At 40.3% G+C, this 19,427-nt stretch carries 16 protein-coding genes, 1 pseudogene and 1 riboswitch; of the genes and pseudogenes, 15 read left to right on the top strand and 2 right to left on the bottom strand.

Features of this window, described 5'->3' with window-relative positions:
- Positions 1-133: 133 nt before the first annotated feature.
- Complete coding sequence (locus CIL05_RS19440; protein WP_095657186.1) at positions 134-847, top strand: gamma-glutamyl-gamma-aminobutyrate hydrolase family protein; 714 nt, start codon at positions 134-136, stop codon at positions 845-847.
- A gap of 14 nt (positions 848-861) precedes the next feature.
- Here the strand turns inward: CIL05_RS19440 and msrA are convergent, their stop codons facing one another.
- Complete coding sequence (gene msrA, locus CIL05_RS19435) at positions 862-1,383, bottom strand: peptide-methionine (S)-S-oxide reductase MsrA (protein ID WP_095657185.1); 522 nt, start codon at positions 1,381-1,383, stop codon at positions 862-864.
- A gap of 97 nt (positions 1,384-1,480) precedes the next feature.
- Between msrA and CIL05_RS19430 the strand changes: the two genes are divergently transcribed.
- Entirely contained in the window at positions 1,481-2,191 is a 711-nt protein-coding gene (locus CIL05_RS19430; protein WP_095657184.1) for an MOSC domain-containing protein, read from the top strand.
- A 52-nt stretch (positions 2,192-2,243) separates the two neighbouring features.
- Here the strand turns inward: CIL05_RS19430 and CIL05_RS19425 are convergent, their stop codons facing one another.
- A complete protein-coding gene (locus CIL05_RS19425; RefSeq protein WP_095657183.1) occupies positions 2,244-2,678 on the bottom strand; it encodes an Hsp20/alpha crystallin family protein in 435 nt (144 codons plus the stop codon).
- Positions 2,679-2,828: 150 nt separating this feature from the next.
- Between CIL05_RS19425 and CIL05_RS19420 the strand changes: the two genes are divergently transcribed.
- The 13 genes and pseudogenes from CIL05_RS19420 to CIL05_RS19360 all read left to right on the top strand — a co-directional run bounded on the left by CIL05_RS19420 (position 2,829) and on the right by CIL05_RS19360 (position 19,330).
- Entirely contained in the window at positions 2,829-3,461 is a 633-nt protein-coding gene (locus CIL05_RS19420) for a DUF2179 domain-containing protein (protein ID WP_240510243.1), read from the top strand.
- 248 nt (positions 3,462-3,709) lie between these two features.
- Positions 3,710-4,610: pseudogene (locus CIL05_RS19415) on the top strand (SDR family oxidoreductase).
- 113 nt (positions 4,611-4,723) lie between these two features.
- Positions 4,724-4,824, top strand: a riboswitch (purine riboswitch).
- Positions 4,825-4,955: 131 nt separating this feature from the next.
- A complete protein-coding gene (purE, locus tag CIL05_RS19410) occupies positions 4,956-5,447 on the top strand; it encodes a 5-(carboxyamino)imidazole ribonucleotide mutase (RefSeq protein ID WP_095657182.1) in 492 nt (163 codons plus the stop codon).
- Entirely contained in the window at positions 5,434-6,564 is a 1,131-nt protein-coding gene (purK, locus tag CIL05_RS19405; protein WP_095657181.1) for a 5-(carboxyamino)imidazole ribonucleotide synthase, read from the top strand. The genes purE and purK overlap by 14 nt, the downstream gene beginning before the upstream one ends.
- Before the next feature lie 549 nt (positions 6,565-7,113).
- On the top strand, positions 7,114-9,339 hold the full coding sequence (purL, locus tag CIL05_RS19400; RefSeq protein WP_206207810.1) for a phosphoribosylformylglycinamidine synthase subunit PurL: 2,226 nt from the start codon (positions 7,114-7,116) through the stop codon (positions 9,337-9,339).
- Between the two features lie 134 nt (positions 9,340-9,473).
- Positions 9,474-10,823, top strand: a complete 1,350-nt coding sequence (purF, locus tag CIL05_RS19395) for an amidophosphoribosyltransferase (protein WP_095657180.1) — start codon at positions 9,474-9,476, stop codon at positions 10,821-10,823.
- A 394-nt stretch (positions 10,824-11,217) separates the two neighbouring features.
- Entirely contained in the window at positions 11,218-12,237 is a 1,020-nt protein-coding gene (purM, locus tag CIL05_RS19390) for a phosphoribosylformylglycinamidine cyclo-ligase (RefSeq protein ID WP_095657179.1), read from the top strand.
- Entirely contained in the window at positions 12,234-12,797 is a 564-nt protein-coding gene (purN, locus tag CIL05_RS19385; RefSeq protein WP_095657178.1) for a phosphoribosylglycinamide formyltransferase, read from the top strand. Before purM ends, purN begins: the two co-directional genes overlap by 4 nt.
- Before the next feature lie 38 nt (positions 12,798-12,835).
- The gene (purH, locus tag CIL05_RS19380) at positions 12,836-14,368 is read left to right on the top strand and encodes a bifunctional phosphoribosylaminoimidazolecarboxamide formyltransferase/IMP cyclohydrolase (RefSeq protein WP_095657177.1); all 1,533 of its coding nucleotides are present in this window, start codon (positions 12,836-12,838) and stop codon (positions 14,366-14,368) included.
- A 14-nt stretch (positions 14,369-14,382) separates the two neighbouring features.
- Positions 14,383-15,630: a phosphoribosylamine--glycine ligase gene (gene purD, locus CIL05_RS19375; RefSeq protein WP_095657176.1), complete on the top strand. Its 1,248-nt coding sequence runs from the start codon at positions 14,383-14,385 to the stop codon at positions 15,628-15,630.
- 527 nt (positions 15,631-16,157) lie between these two features.
- A complete protein-coding gene (locus tag CIL05_RS19370; RefSeq protein WP_095657175.1) occupies positions 16,158-17,900 on the top strand; it encodes an adenine deaminase C-terminal domain-containing protein in 1,743 nt (580 codons plus the stop codon).
- A 42-nt stretch (positions 17,901-17,942) separates the two neighbouring features.
- Positions 17,943-19,007, top strand: coding sequence for a DUF3048 domain-containing protein (locus tag CIL05_RS19365; RefSeq protein ID WP_095657174.1), 1,065 nt, complete (start codon positions 17,943-17,945; stop codon positions 19,005-19,007).
- A gap of 23 nt (positions 19,008-19,030) precedes the next feature.
- Complete coding sequence (locus CIL05_RS19360; protein WP_095657173.1) at positions 19,031-19,330, top strand: YerC/YecD family TrpR-related protein; 300 nt, start codon at positions 19,031-19,033, stop codon at positions 19,328-19,330.
- Positions 19,331-19,427 lie beyond the last annotated feature (97 nt).

The following is a 19,427-nucleotide window of genomic DNA, read 5'->3' as shown; positions in this document are numbered from 1 at the left end:
TGGATCCATTCCAATTCTATTATCTAAGGACATCACGCAATACCCAAGCAAAATGTTTTGAATGTAACGAAATTATTCAATTGTCAAAGAGCAATTTTTTGTTCTTAAATATACTATACGAGGAGGATTAAAAATGAAACCATTAATTGGCGTTACCTCATCCATGGAAATGGATCAATCCCATTATGCTGTTACGAATAGAAATATAAAAGCAATTTCGCGTGTTGGTGGCATACCTTTAATGCTGCCATATCTGTTGGAAGATATCGACCAGATTGCAAATGAGATTGATGGCTTGTATTTAACAGGGGGGTATGACATTGATCCAATATTATTTGGAGAAGAACCACATCCTAAACTAGGGACAATTATTCCTGAGCGTGATCAATTTGAGTTTTCTCTTATAAAAAAACTGCTGGAAATGGGGAAACCAATTTTAGGCGTTTGTCGAGGCTGTCAGATTTTAAATATAGTGGCAGGTGGGGACATGTATCAGGATATTTATGCGCAGATTGACAGGGAATTGCTGCAGCATACACAGAAAGCGCCGTTAAAGCATGGATCGCATTTTGTAAATGTATTAAAAGGTTCACTGCTTCATCAATTAACAGGATTAGAGAAATTTCGTATAAATAGCTGGCATCATCAGGCAAATCGTAGTGTACCGGATACTTTTCAAATAAGTGGAGAGGCAAGCGATGGGGTAATTGAGGCAATAGAAAGTAAAGCACATCCGTTTGTTCTTGGTCTGCAATGGCATCCTGAGGGAATGGATGATGAAGGTTCTTTGAAAATTTATCAAGGGTTTATGGCTGCCTGTTTGGAATATAAGAAGAAACGTGCATAATTCTGCACGTTTCTTTATTTTTTCCATTTCTCCTCAATAAACTCATCCCGTCCTGATTTAGCACGGTCTTCTTCATATTCCTGTTCACTCTTTTTATAGAAATCCTGATGATAGTCTTCAGCTGGGTAAAATGTAGCTGCCGGGAGGATTTTAGTCACAATCGATTTTGAAAATTTCCCACTTTGATCAAGCGTTTGCCTGGATGTTTCAGCGGCATCCTTTTGTTCATGATCATGGTAAAAAATAGCTGTACGATAGGAATCTCCACGGTCATGAAATTGTCCGCCATCATCCGTTGGGTCAATTTGCTGCCAGTAGATTTTTAAAATTTCTTCATATGTTATGATGTCAGGATCATATGTAATTTCAACAGCTTCATAGTGACCGGATGTGTCACTTTTCACAGCTTCGTATGTAGGATTTTTCAGATGTCCCCCCGTATAGCCTGAGATGACATTGTATACACCATCCCATTGATCAAACGGTTTTACCATACACCAGAAGCAGCCACCAGCAAACGTTGCTTTATTTATCATTTTGTTTTCACTTCCATTTAAGAATGTAATCGTTACATTATAGTTAATAATCAGTTAGAATATAGATACTATATCATATATCAAAGTAGGTGACATAATGGATGAACCACATGTGCATAAAATGTTTATCGGTAAAGTAAAGCAAATGGGTGATCCTAATGCAACAAATCGGATGGATCGACCGTGGGAAAGTGGTATATTCAAAAATGAAACAGACAAAAAAATCCTGCTCGGAAAAACTGGATTTACCGGTGATGAAGTAGCTGATAAAAGAAATCATGGTGGGCCGGAAAAAGCGGTCTTTGCTTATCCAATTAAGCATTATACTTATTGGAAGGAAGAACTCTCAATTGATTATATTGATATGGGGGCATTTGGAGAAAACTTCGCTGTTCTGGAAATGGATGAGTTCTCTGTTTGTATTGGGGATACGTACAAAATTGGAGATGCAATCATTCAGGTTTCTCAGCCTCGTCAGCCTTGCTGGAAGCCTGCCCGTCGTTTTCAGATCATGGATCTTGCATTACAGATTCAAAAAAGCGGTCGGACCGGCTGGTATTTTCGTGTATTACAGGAAGGGCATGTCCAGGCGAAGTCTGATTTGGAATTGCTGGAAAGGCCATATCCCGAGTGGACAATTGCTGCTTGTAATGAAGTGATGCATGTTTATAAAGATGATCTGCGTCTGGCTGATGACCTTGCATCATGTCCATTGCTTGCTGAAAACTGGAAGCGGACATTAAACAAACGATTGCGCGGTCAGAACTCCAATATAGAAAAGCGCGTTTTTGGGCCGAATAAAAATTAAATTAATTGCCACCTTTCTATAGCGTAATAAAAGGTGGCATTAATGATTAGTTTTATTCATCCTTCAGCAAATGTACATTTACTTTATTTCTCCTGCTGGTCTCTGAAATTAAACGATGCAGTTGAATATACACAAGTCCATTTCTATAGGTTGCCTTAATTTTATCTGCACGGACAGGGAAAGGTAGTGATATTTCCCGCTCAAAAACCCCCTGTAAAATTTCCTCTTTGATAGCAGTGCCACCTGAATGATGAATATCAATCGTACCCTTCAGCTCAAGTGTGGCGTGATCTACATAAATATCAATTTGATATAAATCATCCAATCCAGGCATATTAACAATACACATTACTTCATGATCTGATTGATACATATTGATTTGTGGGATATTTGGTTTTATAATATCATCAAACTCACTCCAGAAATTCTCCCCGAAAAACTGATCCAAATTCTTTTTCCAGTCCCCCATTTGTTTAAATGGATCCATGATATCACCTCGGATATTTATTTATATACAATATGCCCAGAAGTGTTTAGTGGTGAAATCATGATGGGATGCATTAATTTTTGCATATATTTATTTTCATAAAGTACAATAGAATGTATTCTAATAAATTAAGAAATTGGAGGGCTTGTATTGCTGGAAAATGCATATCTCATGGTCGCAATTATTCTTATCATAAATATCGTATATGTATCCCTATCGACAATTCGTATGATCCTGACATTAAAAGGCCGGCGCTATATAGCGGCCTTTGTAAGCATGTTTGAAATTGTTATCTATGTTGTAGGACTTGGTTTGGTGCTGGATAACCTGGATCAAATACAGAATCTCGTTGCATATGCAATTGGCTTTGGAACAGGTGTAATCGTTGGAACGAAAATTGAAGAAAAATTAGCCCTTGGGTATATAACCGTAAATGTTGTTTCATCCAATCCGGATATTGAATTTACACGCAAGCTGCGTGATAAAGGATATGGTGTAACAAGCTGGTTTTCTTACGGAATGGAAGGCGACCGTTTGTCCATGCAAATTTTAACTCCCAGAAAATACGAATTAAAACTTTATGAAACAATCCAGGAGATTGATCCAAAAGCATTTATTATTGCCTATGAACCAAAACAGATCCATGGTGGCTTCTGGGTGAAACAAGTACGTAAAGGAAGATTGATGAATCCGAAGAAGCGGGGTGTCAGTGTTGATAACAAGCCTGAGGCACCGAAAACAGAGGATACGCAGGAATCGGGTTCCGGGGAAAATGAAAAATAGTTGTTAAAAATGAACGGATTGAAATGATCTGTTCATTTTTTAATTTAAGTTGACGCCTATTGGACAAGTTCTCACCTATTTTGGGATCGTTCGGGCATAGAGAAAAGTGGTTGAGCTTACAGAGACTGGCGAGCAGCGCACGATCCCAACTCTGAGAAAATAACCTTTATATCAAAACATAAACGAACACCCATCTTCTCATTGGAATACATTACCTAAGTGATTTATTTCTGAGGAGGTAAACAAAAATGAGAAACGAGAGTCACGATCGCATTGATCAAGAGCAACTGCCGCAAGAATTTCCGCCCCAGCATCAACCCCAACAGCCTGGTATTGAATCATTAATGGTACCAAGACCAATTATAGAAAATCCAAATTATAAAGGTTCGGGTAAATTAACAGACAAGGTTGCGATTATAACTGGTGGTGACAGTGGAATTGGGGCTGCTGTAGCGATTGCATTTGCAAAAGAGGGTGCAGATGTTGTTATTCCTTATTATTATTCATACGAAGATGGAGACGCATATCGAACGAAACATAGAATTGAGGAGTTAGGAAGAAGTTGCCAATTGATTGTTGGAGATTTAAGAGACCAACAGCATTGCCAAAAAGGTTGTTAAGCAAACAATTGATCATTTTGGAAAGCTCGATATTTTAGTGAATAATCATGGTGTGCAATTCGTGCAGAATAGTTTAACTGACGTGTCGACAGAGCAGTGGGACGCTACTTTTCAAACAAATATATATGCCTTCTTTTATCTGACAAAAGCTTCTCTACCTTATTTAAAAGAAGGAAGTACCATTATAAATACAACATCGATCACAACATATCAGGGTGAGGAGAAAATGATTGATTACACGGCAACAAAGGGTGCGATTGTTGGGTATACACGCTCACTGTCACTCAATGTTATTGATCAAGGAATACGTGTGAATGCTGTAGCACCTGGCCCAATCTGGACACCATTAATTCCTGCGAGCTTTTCCGCTGAACGGATTGCTGAAAAATTTGGAAAAGATGTACCGATGAAGCGTGCAGGTCAACCGTATGAGCTAGCACCAGCATATGTTTACCTTGCTTCAGATGATTCATCTTATGTTTCTGGTCAGGTCATTCATGTGAACGGAGGAGCTATGGTAAGTTCCTGAAAAAACACAGTAAGAAAATAACGAAACAGCAAAATCCGAACATTAAATAAAATATACAATAAATCGTTCGATGTTTTGTTGACATGTTTATGTGTCTTTTGTTATGCTAAAAGCGACAAAAGAATACGGTACCTCATATATTTCCAGAGAATATGGCTCGGAAGTTTCTACCTGGCACCTTAAATGCCGGACTATGAGGGGGGATGAATCGTTGTAATATTACAATGATCCGTTTTAATGTGAAATAAGCCAAGTCTGTTCATCTTCTCTCATGCATGAGGGAGACGAATGGACTTTTTTATTTTTACTTTTTATAAATGAATTTCAAATAGAAAGAGGGATTTCATGGCTACTGTTGGCATCATTATGGGAAGTATCTCGGATTGGGAAACAATGCAGCATACATGCAATGTACTGGATGAACTTCAAATTCCATACGAAAAGGATGTTATTTCAGCACATCGTACGCCTGATGACATGTTCACCTATGCAAAATCTGCTCGTGAACGCGGACTGAAAGTAATTATTGCAGGTGCTGGAGGTGCGGCACATTTACCTGGAATGGTAGCTTCACAGACAACTCTCCCTGTCATTGGAGTACCTGTTCAAAGTAAAGCGTTAAATGGGCTGGATTCTCTCCTTTCCATTGTTCAAATGCCTGGCGGTGTACCGACTGCGACAGTTGCAATTGGCAAAGCCGGTGCGACAAATGCAGGTATCCTTGCAGCACAAATAATCGGAGCTTTTGATGATTATGTCGCAGCAAAACTTAATACTTACCGAAATGACATGCAGGAAAAAGTTGCAGAAATGAGGGACGACCTTGCAAAAAAATAATACAATTCTTCCAGATCAGACAATCGGAATTATTGGTGGTGGACAGCTTGGACGGATGATGGCGATTGCTGCAAGATATATGGGATATAAGGTCGCTGTTCTTGACCCAACACCGAATTGCCCGACCGCACAGGTGGCTGATAAGCAAATAACAGCAGCTTATGATGATAGGCATGCAATTAAAGAATTAACTGAAATTAGCGATGTAATCACATATGAATTTGAAAATGTAGATCTAACAGCTGCAACATACATTGAGCAAGCAGGGAAATTACCACAAGGTGCCCTGGCATTGGAAATTACGCAAAACAGGGAAAAAGAAAAACAATTAATGAAAGACGCCAATTTGCCAATTCCATCCTTTGAAATTGTAAGGAATGCCGAGGAATGTAAGGAAGCATTAAAAAACTTTTCTTATCCGACTGTCATTAAAACATGCCGTGGCGGCTATGATGGAAAAGGCCAAATCAAATTAAATTCCGAGGCTGATATTGGACAGGCAATGGATTTTGCTGAAAAAAATAAGCATTGCATTATTGAAGAATGGGTAACCTTTGACAGAGAAATTTCAGTAATATTTACAAGAGCTCAATCTGGTGAAATTACATTTTTCCCACTGGCAGAAAATGATCATAAGGATCATATTTTATATAAAACTAAGATTCCGGCAAATATAACAGAAACGGTTCAGGATAAAGCAATAGAGGCAGCTGAAAAGCTTGCTGAAGAAATGAATATTGTTGGGACATTTGCGATTGAAATGTTCGTACATGGAGAGGAAATCTATCTTAATGAAATGGCGCCACGTCCGCATAATTCCGGGCATTATACGATAGAAGCATGTTCGGTTTCACAGTTTGCACAGCATATCCGCGCCATTTGTGGATTGCCATTAAGAGAAATTGAACTTCTGCAGCCTGCAATCATGATTAATATTTTAGGGGAAGACCTAAAAGCTGTATTAAAAGCAATGGCTCAAACAAAAGACGCATTCGTTCATTTATATGGAAAAGATGAACCAAAGGAAAAACGAAAAATGGGACATGTGACATTTATTGCAGAATCACAGGAGGAAATCAGCCAGCAAATTAGCAAATTTGAAGAGGCGGGGCGTTAAGTAGAATGTAATTATTGGTGCGTAATTACCGCTCCGGAAACACATTTCGCTTTCCGCGGGCGGCTGGTGAGCCTCCTCGTGCTACGCACTCGGGGGTCTCACCTATGCCTTTCCTCCCGCAGGAGTCTTCAATGTGTTTCCTCCGTAGGTATTCCGGTTACTATCGATGAACTGAATTAATAAACAATAAACAAAACATCAAACCACCCCACCAGTTCGGGTGAGTGAAGGGCGGTGACTCCTTGAAAATACAGATCTATTTTCTGCGTGCGATGCAGGTGCTGTCGAAGCTTTCCTTGTCCTGCGGGAATAGCACGTGTCTGAAGACCCTGCAGAGTGGTTTTCTCAAGGAGACTGAAGCCGTGCCCTAAGGATGCGCATCCGCCCGGAGCGATCCCGGACGGCAGCAATAGCACATGTTATTGGAATCAATCTCGATTTACTTCGCATTTTATGTAAACTACGAAGTTTTAAAAGGAATCAAATTTTACGAAAAGAGCCAACTATAAAAGCATGAAAATCCAAATTAATTCTGGAGGGAACAAAATAATGGATATTAAAAATATTAAACCGGAGCAAATTGAAGCAAAACAACTTTACAAAGAGATGGGTTTAAGTGACGAAGAATACGGGATGGCAAAGGAAAAAATGAATCGGCTTCCCAATTATACAGAAACTGGTATTTTTTCAGTAATGTGGTCAGAGCACTGCAGCTATAAAACGTCTAAGCCATTATTAAAAAAATTCCCTACAAAAGGTGTTCAAGTACTTCAAGGACCTGGTGAAGGGGCCGGAGTTGTTGATATCGGTGACAATCAGGCAGTTGTTTTTAAAATCGAAAGCCATAACAGCCCTTCTGCAGTAGAACCATTCGAAGGCTCTGCAACAGGTGTTGGCGGGATTCTCCGGGATGTATTTTCAATGGGAGCCAAACCAATTGCTTCCATGAATTCCCTCCGTTTCGGAAAACTGAAAGATGATCATACAAAAATGTTATTTTCAGAAGCTGTACGTGGTATCGCAAGCTATGGGAATGTAATTGGTGTACCAACAGTTGGTGGAGAAGTTCAGTTTGATGAAAGCTATAAAGAAAACCCGCTTGTCAATGCAATGGTTGTCGGTCTTGTGGATCATGACAAAGTGCAAAAGGGAACTGCAGCAGGCGTGGGTAATACAGTAATTTATGCTGGTGGATCCACTGGCAGAGATGGAATACATGGAGCAACTTTTTCCTCAGATGTTGTGGAAGGGGAAGATGATAATACGTCAGCAGTTGCAATTGGCGATCCACATATGGGAAAAAAACTAATTGCAGCATGTTTAGAAGCAGTTAATTCGGATGCTTTGGTTGGAATTCAGGACATGGGAGCAGCTGGTTTAACATCGTCTGCAAGTGAAATGGCAAGTAAAGCCGGAACAGGGATTGAAATGAATCTTGATCTGGTGCCACAGCGTGAAGAAAATATGGATGCATATGAAATCATGCTTTCTGAATCACAGGAGCGTATGGTGTTAGTTGCCCGAAAAGGACGTGAACAGGAGATTCTTGATATTTTCAGGCAACACGATGTACAGGCAATGGCTATTGGAGAAGTAATTGAAGAGAAAACATTCCGAATCAAACAGCACGGAGAAGTAGCTGCAGATATTCCGGTAGATGCATTGACTGAGGATGCACCTGTTTATCATCTTCCATCTGAAGAGGCAGCCTATTATAGAGAATTTCAAGCAAAAGAAAATACTGTTCCAGTTGTAGATAATCATCAGGAAATGTTGCGGAAACTACTTCAGCAACCAACGATTGCCAGTAAAGAATGGGCATACAATCAATATGATTCAACTGCACAGTCCAATACGATTCAAGGTCCGGGATCAGATGCAGCGGTCGTACAAATAGAAGGTACAGAAAAGGCAATTGCTATTACAACAGACTGTAATTCCCGTTATATTTACCTGGATCCGGAAGTTGGCGGAAAAATTGCAGTTGCTGAAGCAGCTCGGAATATCGTTTGTTCCGGTGCAAAACCGTTGGCGCTGACAGATGGTTTGAACTATGGAAATCCGACGAACCCAGAGGTTTTCTGGCAAATGGAAAAAAGCATTGTTGGAATCAGTGAAGCGTGTACTGCACTTGATACACCGGTTATTAGTGGAAATGTTTCGCTTTATAACCAGTCAGCGGGAGAAGCAATTATGCCGACACCAATTATCGGTATGGTCGGCCTGTTGGAATCGGTGAACAATGTAACGCCAAGCCATTTTCAACAGAAAGATGACGCTATTTACCTTATTGGTGAAACACATGCAGAATTTGGTGGCAGTGAGCTGCAAAATATTTTGGAGGACAGCTACACAGGAAAAGCCCCTTACATTGATTTGAAAGTAGAAGCAAATCGCCAGAAACAATTATTAGAAGCTATTCAACAGGGATTCGTTGTGTCTGCACATGATTTGTCAGAAGGTGGACTTGCTGTAGCGCTTGCGGAGAGTGTTTTTAACGGAAAAGGCTTAGGAATTCAAGTAGAGCTTCAAGGGGAGGCTACGACAGCTTTATTCAGTGAATCACAATCCAGATTTTTGGTTTCAGTAAAAAGTGAAAATAAAACACAATTTGAAAATCTGATCAGTGATGCTAAACAAATTGGTGTTGTAACAAACGACGGAAAACTGACTGTTCAAGCAGAGGGAAATAATGTAATTGAAGAAGATGTTGAACAAATCAATAAACTATGGAATGAAGCAATTCCTAATTTATTGGCAGATAAGAAAGTTTAAAACTTTCTTATCCCGGGGCTCTGATTACTCGCCCTACCGTAAAGCTTTGCATAAGTGCGGGCTTTGGCTAGCGCCTAAAGGCTAGGCGATAGCCGATTTTTCTAAAAATCTAAAGCAAAAAAGAGGAATGCCAGGTGTTTGGAATTTGGGGACATGAAAAAGCCGCTGAACTTGCATATTATGGTTTACACGCACAGCAGCACCGCGGGCAGGAAGGTGCCGGTATTGTAGTAAGTGATGGAAAAAAACTAAAACTTCATAAAGGCCTTGGGTTAGTGAATGATGTGTTTAAGCAAGCTGATTTGAAAAAGCTCGGGGGCAAAGCGGCCATTGCTCATGTGCGTTATTCTACACAAGGAGATAAAGGCAAGGGTGTTGATAGTGTCCAGCCATTGTTATTTCACTCGCTAACAGGCAGCATCGCATTTGCTCACAGTGGAAATATTATGAATTCACATGAGCTTCGTGGCGAGCTGGAGTCTTTGGGAAGCATTCTGCAGACGTCGTCAGATTCAGAAAATCTTGCACATCTTATCAAACGCAGTAAAAAAGAAACAATCGAAGGTGCGATTGTTGATGTTTTGCCAAAGATTGTTGGTGCATATACCTTTATAGTTTTGAAGGAAGATAAAATGTATGTGGCTGCAGATCCTCGTGGGATTAGACCACTATCCATCGGAAAGCTTGGGGACGGGTATGTGGTTGCAGCTGAAACGAGTGCATTTGATATTATCGGGGCTTCATTTGAACGGGAAGTCCTCCCGGGTGAGCTTATTGTGATAAGTGATGAGGGGTTGGAGAGCAAACGGTTTGCGATTCGTGAACAGCGAAAAATGTGTGCGATGGAATATGTTTATTTATCCAGACCTGATAGTGATTTAAATCATGTGAATGTTCATGCATCCCGGAAACGAATGGGAGCCGAGTTAGCAAAGGAATTACCAGCCGAAGCGGATATGGTTATTGGGGTTCCGGATTCCAGTATTTCCGCTGCCATCGGGTATGCAGAGCAAAGTGGATTGCCATATGAAATGGGAATCATCAAAAATCGCTATATTGGACGAACATTTATTCAGCCCTCCCAGGAATTACGTGAGCAGGGTGTCAAGATGAAGCTTTCTCCGGTTCGTGGAATTGTTGAGGGGAAAAGAGTAGTGATGATTGATGATTCGATTGTTCGGGGAACGACAAGTAAACGGATTGTTCGTATGCTGAAGGAAGCTGGTGCGAAAGAGGTTCATGTACGTATCGCATCACCATCCATTCAACACCCATGCTATTACGGGATCGATATGTCCACGAGAAAAGAATTGATTGCTGCTAACAATACGGTTGAGGAAATATGTGAAATAATTGGTGCAGACAGTGTTGCCTATTTATCAGATCAAGGCCTGGAAGAAGCAATTGTAAAGGATAAAACAATTAACCAAGGGGTCTGCATGGCGTGTATGACAGGGAATTATCCTGTTAAGGGAGAAAGTTGAAGTGAAGTAAAGTAGTGAGTTGTGCGGCAGGTGCCCCAACTCGTTCGGTAGGCGCTCTCAGGCCCAACACAACAGTAACGTTGGAACCAGGAGCCTGTCTATAGCAGTTGGAAAAGGCTGTCATTTTGTTAGGGGAATGGAAATTCAAGGAAAATTGGCATAAGCCTGAGAGATAATAAATAAAACTTGAGAGAAACTGTATGAAAGTTGAGAGAAGCAGCGGCAGAGTTGAGAGAAAGTCCAATAAAGATGAGAGATAAATGCTGATTCACATTTTATCTCTCAACTAATTAACATTATCTCTCAACTAATTAACGTTCTCTCTCAACTTTAAGCTGTTTACTCAGCCCGCCCCCCGTACCACGAAATATTATTACTGAAGGATGTGTCGAACATGTCAGATGTTTATAAAGATGCCGGTGTAGATGTAGAAAAAGGCTATGAAGCTGTTGAACGAATGAAAAAGCATATTGCAAAAACAACACGGCCTGAAGTATTAGGCGGAATTGGATCATTTGCAGGATTATTTGATTTGACTGGCTTTAATTACAAGGAACCTGTGATGGTTTCCGGAACAGATGGTGTTGGAACAAAGCTAAAGCTTGCTTTTCAATTAAATAAGCATGACTCTGTTGGAATAGATCTGGTAGCCATGTGTGCGAATGACATCGTTGCACAGGGGGCTCAGCCGTTATTTTTCCTTGATTATATTGGCTGTGGTAAAAATGAACCAGCAATGATTGAACAAATCGTTGCAGGGATTTCTACAGGTTGTGTTGATGCAGGTGCCGCACTTATTGGCGGGGAAACTGCGGAAATGCCTGGAATGTATGAAGATGATGAATATGATCTGGCTGGATTTGTTGTTGGAATTGCTGAGAAATCAAAGCTTGTTACAGGTGAATCGATCCAAAAAGATGATGTTGTTATCGGCCTTGCTTCAAGCGGAATTCATTCAAATGGATATTCACTCGTGCGTAAAATTATTGCTGAACTTGATTTGAATAAAACCTATGACAACATGTCACAATCTCTTGGTGACACATTAATGGCTCCAACGAAAATTTATGCAAAACCTGTAGCAAATGTACTGAAAGAGCATACAGTTAAAGGTATCTCACATATAACCGGTGGTGGTTTTTATGAGAACTTCCCGCGTATGCTGCCGGAGGGCCTTGGTGTAGAACTTGACCTGAGCAGCTGGGATGTACCGGAAATTTTCACATTTTTACAGAAAACGGGAGAAATTCCGGATAAAGATATGTACGGTGTTTTTAATATGGGAATTGGCATGGCACTCGTTGTTTCCAGCGAGGATGCAGAGAATGTGCTTGCATTATTAAAAGATACTGGTGAGAAAGCATCGATTATCGGAAGTGTAGTTGCTAAAGAAGGAGTGCATTTCAGCTCATGAGCAAAGTGAAAGCAGCCGTTTTTGCATCAGGAACAGGCAGTAATTTTGCGGCGATAATGGAATCTGAAGAACTGGATTGTGACATTGTGCTTCTTGTTTGTGATAAACAGGAAGCAAGCGTGCTAGAAAAAGCTGAAAAATATAATGTGCCGGCATTTGTTTTTAATCCAAAAGATTTCTCATCCAAAGCGGATTATGAAAATGAAATTATCGCTAAACTTCAGGAAGCTGGTGTAACATGGATCTTTTTAGCCGGCTATATGCGAATTGTTGGACCAACGTTATTGCAGACTTTTGACCGGAAAATTGTCAATATCCATCCATCGTTATTACCGGCGTTTCCGGGTGTTGATGCGATTGGACAAGCATATAAGGCAGGCGCAAAAACTACGGGAGTTACCGTTCATTTTATCGATGCAGGAATTGACACAGGGCCAATCATCGCACAGGAATCATTGGACATTCATTCAGACGATACAGAAGAAACGTTAAAACAGCGGATTCAAAAGATAGAGCATGAATTATATCCACGGGTAATTAATCAACTTTTATACAGGTAATGTCACAAACTTTTAGAAGCAAAGTGAGGAGTTTTTTCATGAAGAAACGAGCACTGATCAGTGTTTCCGATAAAGAAAATATTACAGAATTTGCTAGTAGCCTGGTTGAACTGGGTTATGAAGTTATTTCAACAGGTGGTACACTAAGTGCACTGCTGGATGCTGGTATCGACGCCAAGGCTGTAGATGAGATTACCGGATTCCCGGAAATAATGGATGGACGTGTGAAAACATTGCATCCACTTGTACATGGGGGACTTTTAGGAAAAAGATCAAACGAAGATCATAGGAAACAAATGGAAGAGAATAATATTTCGCCAATCGATATGGTGGTTGTCAACCTCTATCCATTTAAACAAACACTCGAAAAAACAGGTGTCTCTAAAGAAGAGATTATCGAAAATATTGATATTGGCGGACCAACCATGCTTCGGTCTGCGGCTAAGAATTTTGAGGACGTGACAGTTGTTGTTGATCCAGCTGATTATGATGGCATTCTGGCAGGACTAAGTGAAGGGAATTTAGATTTCAAAAAACGCCAGCAGCTGGCAGGAAAAGTATTCCGTCATACGGCAAATTATGATGCGATGATTTCACAATATTTCATGACAGAAACAAAAGAGGAATACCCTGAAACCTACACCGTTACATATGAAAAAGTTCAAGATTTGAGATATGGGGAAAATCCGCATCAGCAGGCAGCATTTTATAAAAATCCAATCCAATCAAGTGAAAGCCTTGCGACAGCGAAGCAGTTACATGGAAAAGAGCTTTCCTATAATAATATCCAGGATGCCAATGCGGCACTGGAAATTTTATCGGAATATCATGATCCCGCAGCGGTTGCAGTTAAGCATATGAATCCATGTGGAATAGGGGTCTCGGATAATATCCATGAAGCTTTTGTACGTGCATTTGATGCAGATCCTATTTCTATTTTTGGTGGAATCGTTGCAGTTAATAGGGAAGTGGATCCCGAGACTGCAGAAAAATTAAGCCAAATATTTTTGGAGATTGTAATTGCGCCAAGTTTTACAGCGCAAGCTCTGGAAATTTTAACAAAGAAGAAAAATATTCGTTTGCTTGAATTGGAACAAAATGATGATAAGGCTGTAAATCATAAATTGACAACAGTAAATGGTGGAGTGTTAATTCAAAGCTATGACAACGGGAAAGTGGTTGAGGATGAGTTGACAATTTCAACGAAACGCAAGCCAACAGAAAAGGAATTAGCTGATTTGCTATTTGCATGGAAAGCAGTAAAACATGTGAAATCAAATGCAATTGTTCTGGCAAAGGACAGTCAGACAATTGGTGTTGGTGCAGGGCAGATGAACCGGATTGGTGCAGCGAATATTGCGATTGAGCAAGCTGGTGAAAAATCTAAAGACGGAGTAATGGCATCAGATGCATTTTTCCCAATGCCGGATACGGTAGAAGCTGCTGCAGAAGCTGGTGTAACAGCGATTATCCAGCCTGGTGGTTCCAAGCGTGATCAGGATTCCATTGATGTATGTGATGCGCATGGAATCGCAATGGTTTACACTGGCATGCGTCATTTCAAACACTAAGGGGGCTTTCTAAAGTGAATGTATTAGTAGTCGGGCGTGGCGGACGTGAACATAGTATTGTAATGAAATTAGCTGAAAGTAAACAGGTTACGAATCTATATGCTGCACCTGGAAATGGCGGAATTCAGCAGCATGCAGTATGTGCCCAGATTGATGAAATGGACGTTGATGGGCTTATCGACTTTGCAAAAAATAAAGCAATTGATCTGACAATTGTTGGACCGGAAGCTCCTTTAAATGAAGGAATAGCCAACAGATTTCAGGAAGCAGGACTAGCTGTTTTCGCACCAACAAAAGAAGCAGCATTACTTGAAGGAAGCAAAAGCTTTGCCAAAGAATTCATGAAAAAATATGATATACCAACTGCGGATTATGCTACCTTTACTTCCCCTGCTGATGCAAATCGGTACATTGAGGAAAAGGGTGCGCCAATCGTAATTAAGGCTGATGGCCTCGCAGCAGGAAAAGGTGTCGTTGTTGCTGAAACAAAGGAAGAAGCGCTGAATGCTGTTGATGAAATGCTTGTATCAAAGGCCTTTGCCGAAGCAGGTGCAACAATTGTGATCGAAGAGTTTTTAGCTGGAAAAGAGTTTTCATTGATGGCATTTGTTCATGAAAATAATGTTTATCCCATGGTGACCGCCAGAGATCATAAACGTGCATTTGATAATGACGAAGGACCGAACACCGGTGGAATGGGGGCATTTGCTCCGGTACCTGATGTAACGGAAGATGATTTGGCATTTGCAGTCGATAAAATTTTGCAGAAAACAGCAGATGGAATGATGGAGGAAGGTCGAGCCTTTACGGGAATTTTATATGCCGGACTCATTATGACAGAGGCAGGACCTAGGGTTATTGAGTTTAATACAAGGTTTGGGGACCCGGAAACGCAGGTTGTTCTGCCATTATTGGAAAATGATTTGGAGCAGGTGTTTTTGGATGTATTGGCTGGCCGAGACCCAGCATTACAATGGGAGCAGGGTTTCTGTACAGGTGTAGTTGTTGCATCAAAAGGCTATCCAGGCACATATCAAAAGGCTGTTGCCCTTCCGGAAATGGCGTCATCTGAGGATTCATTTATCGTACATGCAGGTACAAAGCTTGAAAATGAGTTACTTATGTCGGATGGAGGACGTGTCCTATTAGTTGGAGCGAAAAGTGATTCATTGAGAGATGCAGCCGATATTGTATATCGTTATTTGGAAAACCTCTCTGCTGCAGATGCATTTTTTTATCGTAGTGATATTGGGAAATTATAAATGATTGGAAGAGCCACCATTGTTGATGGTGGCTTTTTATTGATGAGAATGAAACCTGCCAGTAACTTAATAAAAAGCCCCCCTCAAACTGGTGACCTGAGTAAGCATGCCAATTATTCTTGGGTCTTGTAGTGGGCCGTACTTCGGATTGCAAAAAGTTGAGAGACAATTGCAATTTGTTGAGAGACAAACGGACAAAGTTGAGAGAGGACCGGCAGTAGTTGAGAGGCATTCCAGCAAAGTTGAGAGAGAAACGTATATTTTCTATTTATCTTTCAACTTTCTTATATTATCTCTCAACTTTTCATTAGTTTCTCTCAACTATCGGCACTTGCGCTGACATAACATATGAAACCGCTGACATGAACATTTGCCCGAGCACAAACCATCACACTCGAAATTCACCTCCCCACACCCCCAATCCCTCTGTCACAAATTATTCATTTTTTATTAACAGTAACTTTACAGTGTTAAAGTATAAAATATGTTAAAATATAGGAAATGATAATGATGGAGAGTTGTTTTTGATGAAAGATAATGGACATTATTGGAGAAACCGAGAGATTAGACAGCATGTTAGTGTTATTGATGGAAAAGAGTCACCAACCCTGATTTTAAAAAATGGTACCTATTTAAATATGTTTACTAAACAATGGTTACAGGCCAATATTTGGATTGTTAATGATCGTATTGTATATGTAGGTGACCAATTACCGGAGAACCTGGGGAATACTGAAATAGTAGACTGCGAGGGAAAATATTTAGTGCCGGGATATATTGAACCACATGCACATCCTTTTCAACTATATAATCCGGAGGAATTAGCATATCATGCCGCTAAAACCGGAACTACTACTTTGATTAATGATAGCCTGATGTGGCATTTCTTATTAAATAAAAAGAAAGCGTTTTCTCTATTGGAGGACTTTTGCAAATTGCCTGTCTCTATGTACTGGTGGGCGCGTTATGACTCGCAGACGACACTGCAGGATGAGGAAGAGATTTTTAATACAGAGGAAGTATTGAAATGGATATCCCATCCAGCTGTTGTTCAAGGCGGGGAATTAACCTCCTGGCCGGACTTATTGGCAGGAGATGATCGTTTACTATATTGGATTCAGGAAACGAAACGACTTGGTAAACCGGTCGAGGGACATTTTCCTGGAGCATCAGAGAAAACGTTAACCAAAATGAAGTTACTTGGTGTGAACGCAGATCATGAATCGATGACAGGGGAAGAAGTAATCAAACGTTTGCAGCTCGGGTATCAGGTTGGACTGCGCTATTCATCGATCAGGCCAGATTTACCTAAGCTGCTCGAGGAAATCGTTGCAGCGAATTTAGGAGTCTATGATAATCTGACAATGACAACAGATGGCGCCACCCCCGGGTTTTATGAAAAAGGAGTCATGAATGTTTGTATAGAAATCGCTATTGAAAAAGGTGTCCCGCTTGAAGAGGCGTACAGAATGGCAAGCTATAATGCTGCGAAACATTTTCACTTGGATGAACAGATTGGCAGCATTGCACCAGGCCGAATTGCTCACATTAATATTTTACAGGCGAAAGATAATCCACATCCTGAAAGTGTATTAGCCAAAGGGAAATGGATGGTAAAAGAAGGTACTGATCAGGAAGTTTCATCTATAATTGATTGGGAAAAATATGAGATTGGGGTATCTACATTTGATTGGGAGCTCGATGAGAAAGATTTGCAGTTTTCATTACCGATTGGTCTGGACATGGTGAATGAAGTAATTATTAAACCATATGCCATCGATACAGATATTACAATGGTTGAATTGCCTGCAGAAAAGAACGAGGCATTCCTATTGTTAATTGATAGGAATGGTAAATGGCGTGTAAATACAACCATCCGTGGATTTACGAATCGACTTGGGGCAATAGCGAGTTCATTTTCAACTACAGGAGATCTTGTATTTATCGGGAAAAATAAAAATGATATGCTGCTTGCCTGGAAACGATTAAAAGCTATTGGTGGAGGTATTGTGCTGGTTGATGATGGCGAAGTATTACTTGAAATACCACTCACCCTTGGTGGGATCATGTATAATGGGAGCATGGTAGAGCTTATTGAAAAAGAGAAGCAGTTAAAAGTTATTTTAAATGAACATGGCTATTCATTTAATGATCCGGTTTACAGTATACTATTTTTATCATCTACACATTTACCTTATATCCGAATCACGCAGCGAGGAATAATAGATGTAAAGAAAAAAGAAGTATTATTCCCTGCAACCATGTGCTAGCATAGTATATTAATCAAGACTTATTTAAAGGTGTTGGGGAACATGAGAAAATTAGTTTGTTTTTTTCTGGTATTATTGATTCTGATGGCAGCTTGCTCAAAAGAGGAGAAAGATGCCCAGGATAACGGTGAAAAAGAAAATACACTCGAACAAAAAAATGAAGCACCGGGTGTTGGTGAGACAACGGAAGAAGTTGAAAATATATTTCCGCTAACAGGTATTGGAACAAACGAAGCGGTTGATAATCGAATAATTAGTGTGATGGTTAATAACCATTCCTTAGCAAGACCGCAAACAGGATTATCAGAAGCAGATATCGTGTTTGAGCTTTTGGCAGAAGGCAGTATTACCCGATTTCTGGCATTGTATCAAAGTGAGCTGCCTGATGTAGTTGGCCCTGTCCGGAGTGCCAGGGAGTATTATTTTGAATTGGCAAATGGCTATGATGCACTCTATGTTTATCATGGAGCAGCTGCTTTTATAGATGAAATGATTCAGAATCGTGGAATTGAGTTTTTAAATGGTTCAATTTACGATAATGACGGGAAATTATTTAAGCGGGAAGCATTTCGCAAAGCCCCGCATAATTCCTATTTGCAAATTGGTGCAGTATATGATGCAGCAGAAGCTAAGGGTTATGAAAGCACAGCAACTTACGAGCCGTTGGAATTTTTAACAGCGGATGAGATGACAGAACTGCCGGGGGAAGACGCCAATCATGTGAAGATTGTTTATTCTAATAAGCCGATGGAAATTGTGGAATTTGACTATGATGCGGCGAATGAAAAATATACCAGATTTAGTGATCAGGAAAAAACTGTAGATTTAAATACAGAGGAGCCTATACAGGTAGAAAATATATTTATTGTCGAAACCGATCATGAAGTGATTGACGATGTTGGTCGACGGGCAATTGACCTCAGTTCAGGTGGGGAAGGTTATTTAATTCAACAAGGTAAAATTCAAGAGGTACAGTGGAAAAATCAGGATGGACGTATTATCCCTGTGAAGGATGATCAGCCAGTAGGACTCATGCCAGGGAAAACATGGATTAATGTGATTCCATCCGTTCCGGGATTACAACAATCTGTAACCATATCAAACTAGTATAGGAAGCAGGAGGGCTTGAAGTGCAAATTGATAAATTACGTGGAGAACAATTGGATCAATTGTTTGATGCTATTCTATCGTTGAAGGATCGGGAAGAATGCTACCGCTTTTTTGATGATATTGCTACAATGTCAGAAATTCATTCAATATCCCAACGATTACAGGTTGCAAAAATGCTAACAGAAGGAAGCACATATAGTGCCATCGAGCAGGAAACAAAAGCCTCAACAGCAACCATCTCACGCGTGCGCCGCTGCATAAATTATGGCAGTGATGGATACCAGATGGTGCTGGAGAGAATTATGGAAGATGAGAAGTAAAAGGTAGGACCGCTGTCTGTATAAGCAGCGGTTTTTTGGTTGGACTTGAGGGCGAGCAGGTTATCCTATCCAACCAGTAAAAATACTGAAATGTTGA

It is taken from the genome of Virgibacillus profundi, assembly GCF_002287375.1.
GTDB classification, from domain to species: domain Bacteria; phylum Bacillota; class Bacilli; order Bacillales; family Amphibacillaceae; genus Virgibacillus_K; species Virgibacillus_K profundi.
Note: the sequence above shows the minus strand (reverse complement) of the source record. Positions and strands in the feature narration are given on the sequence as shown.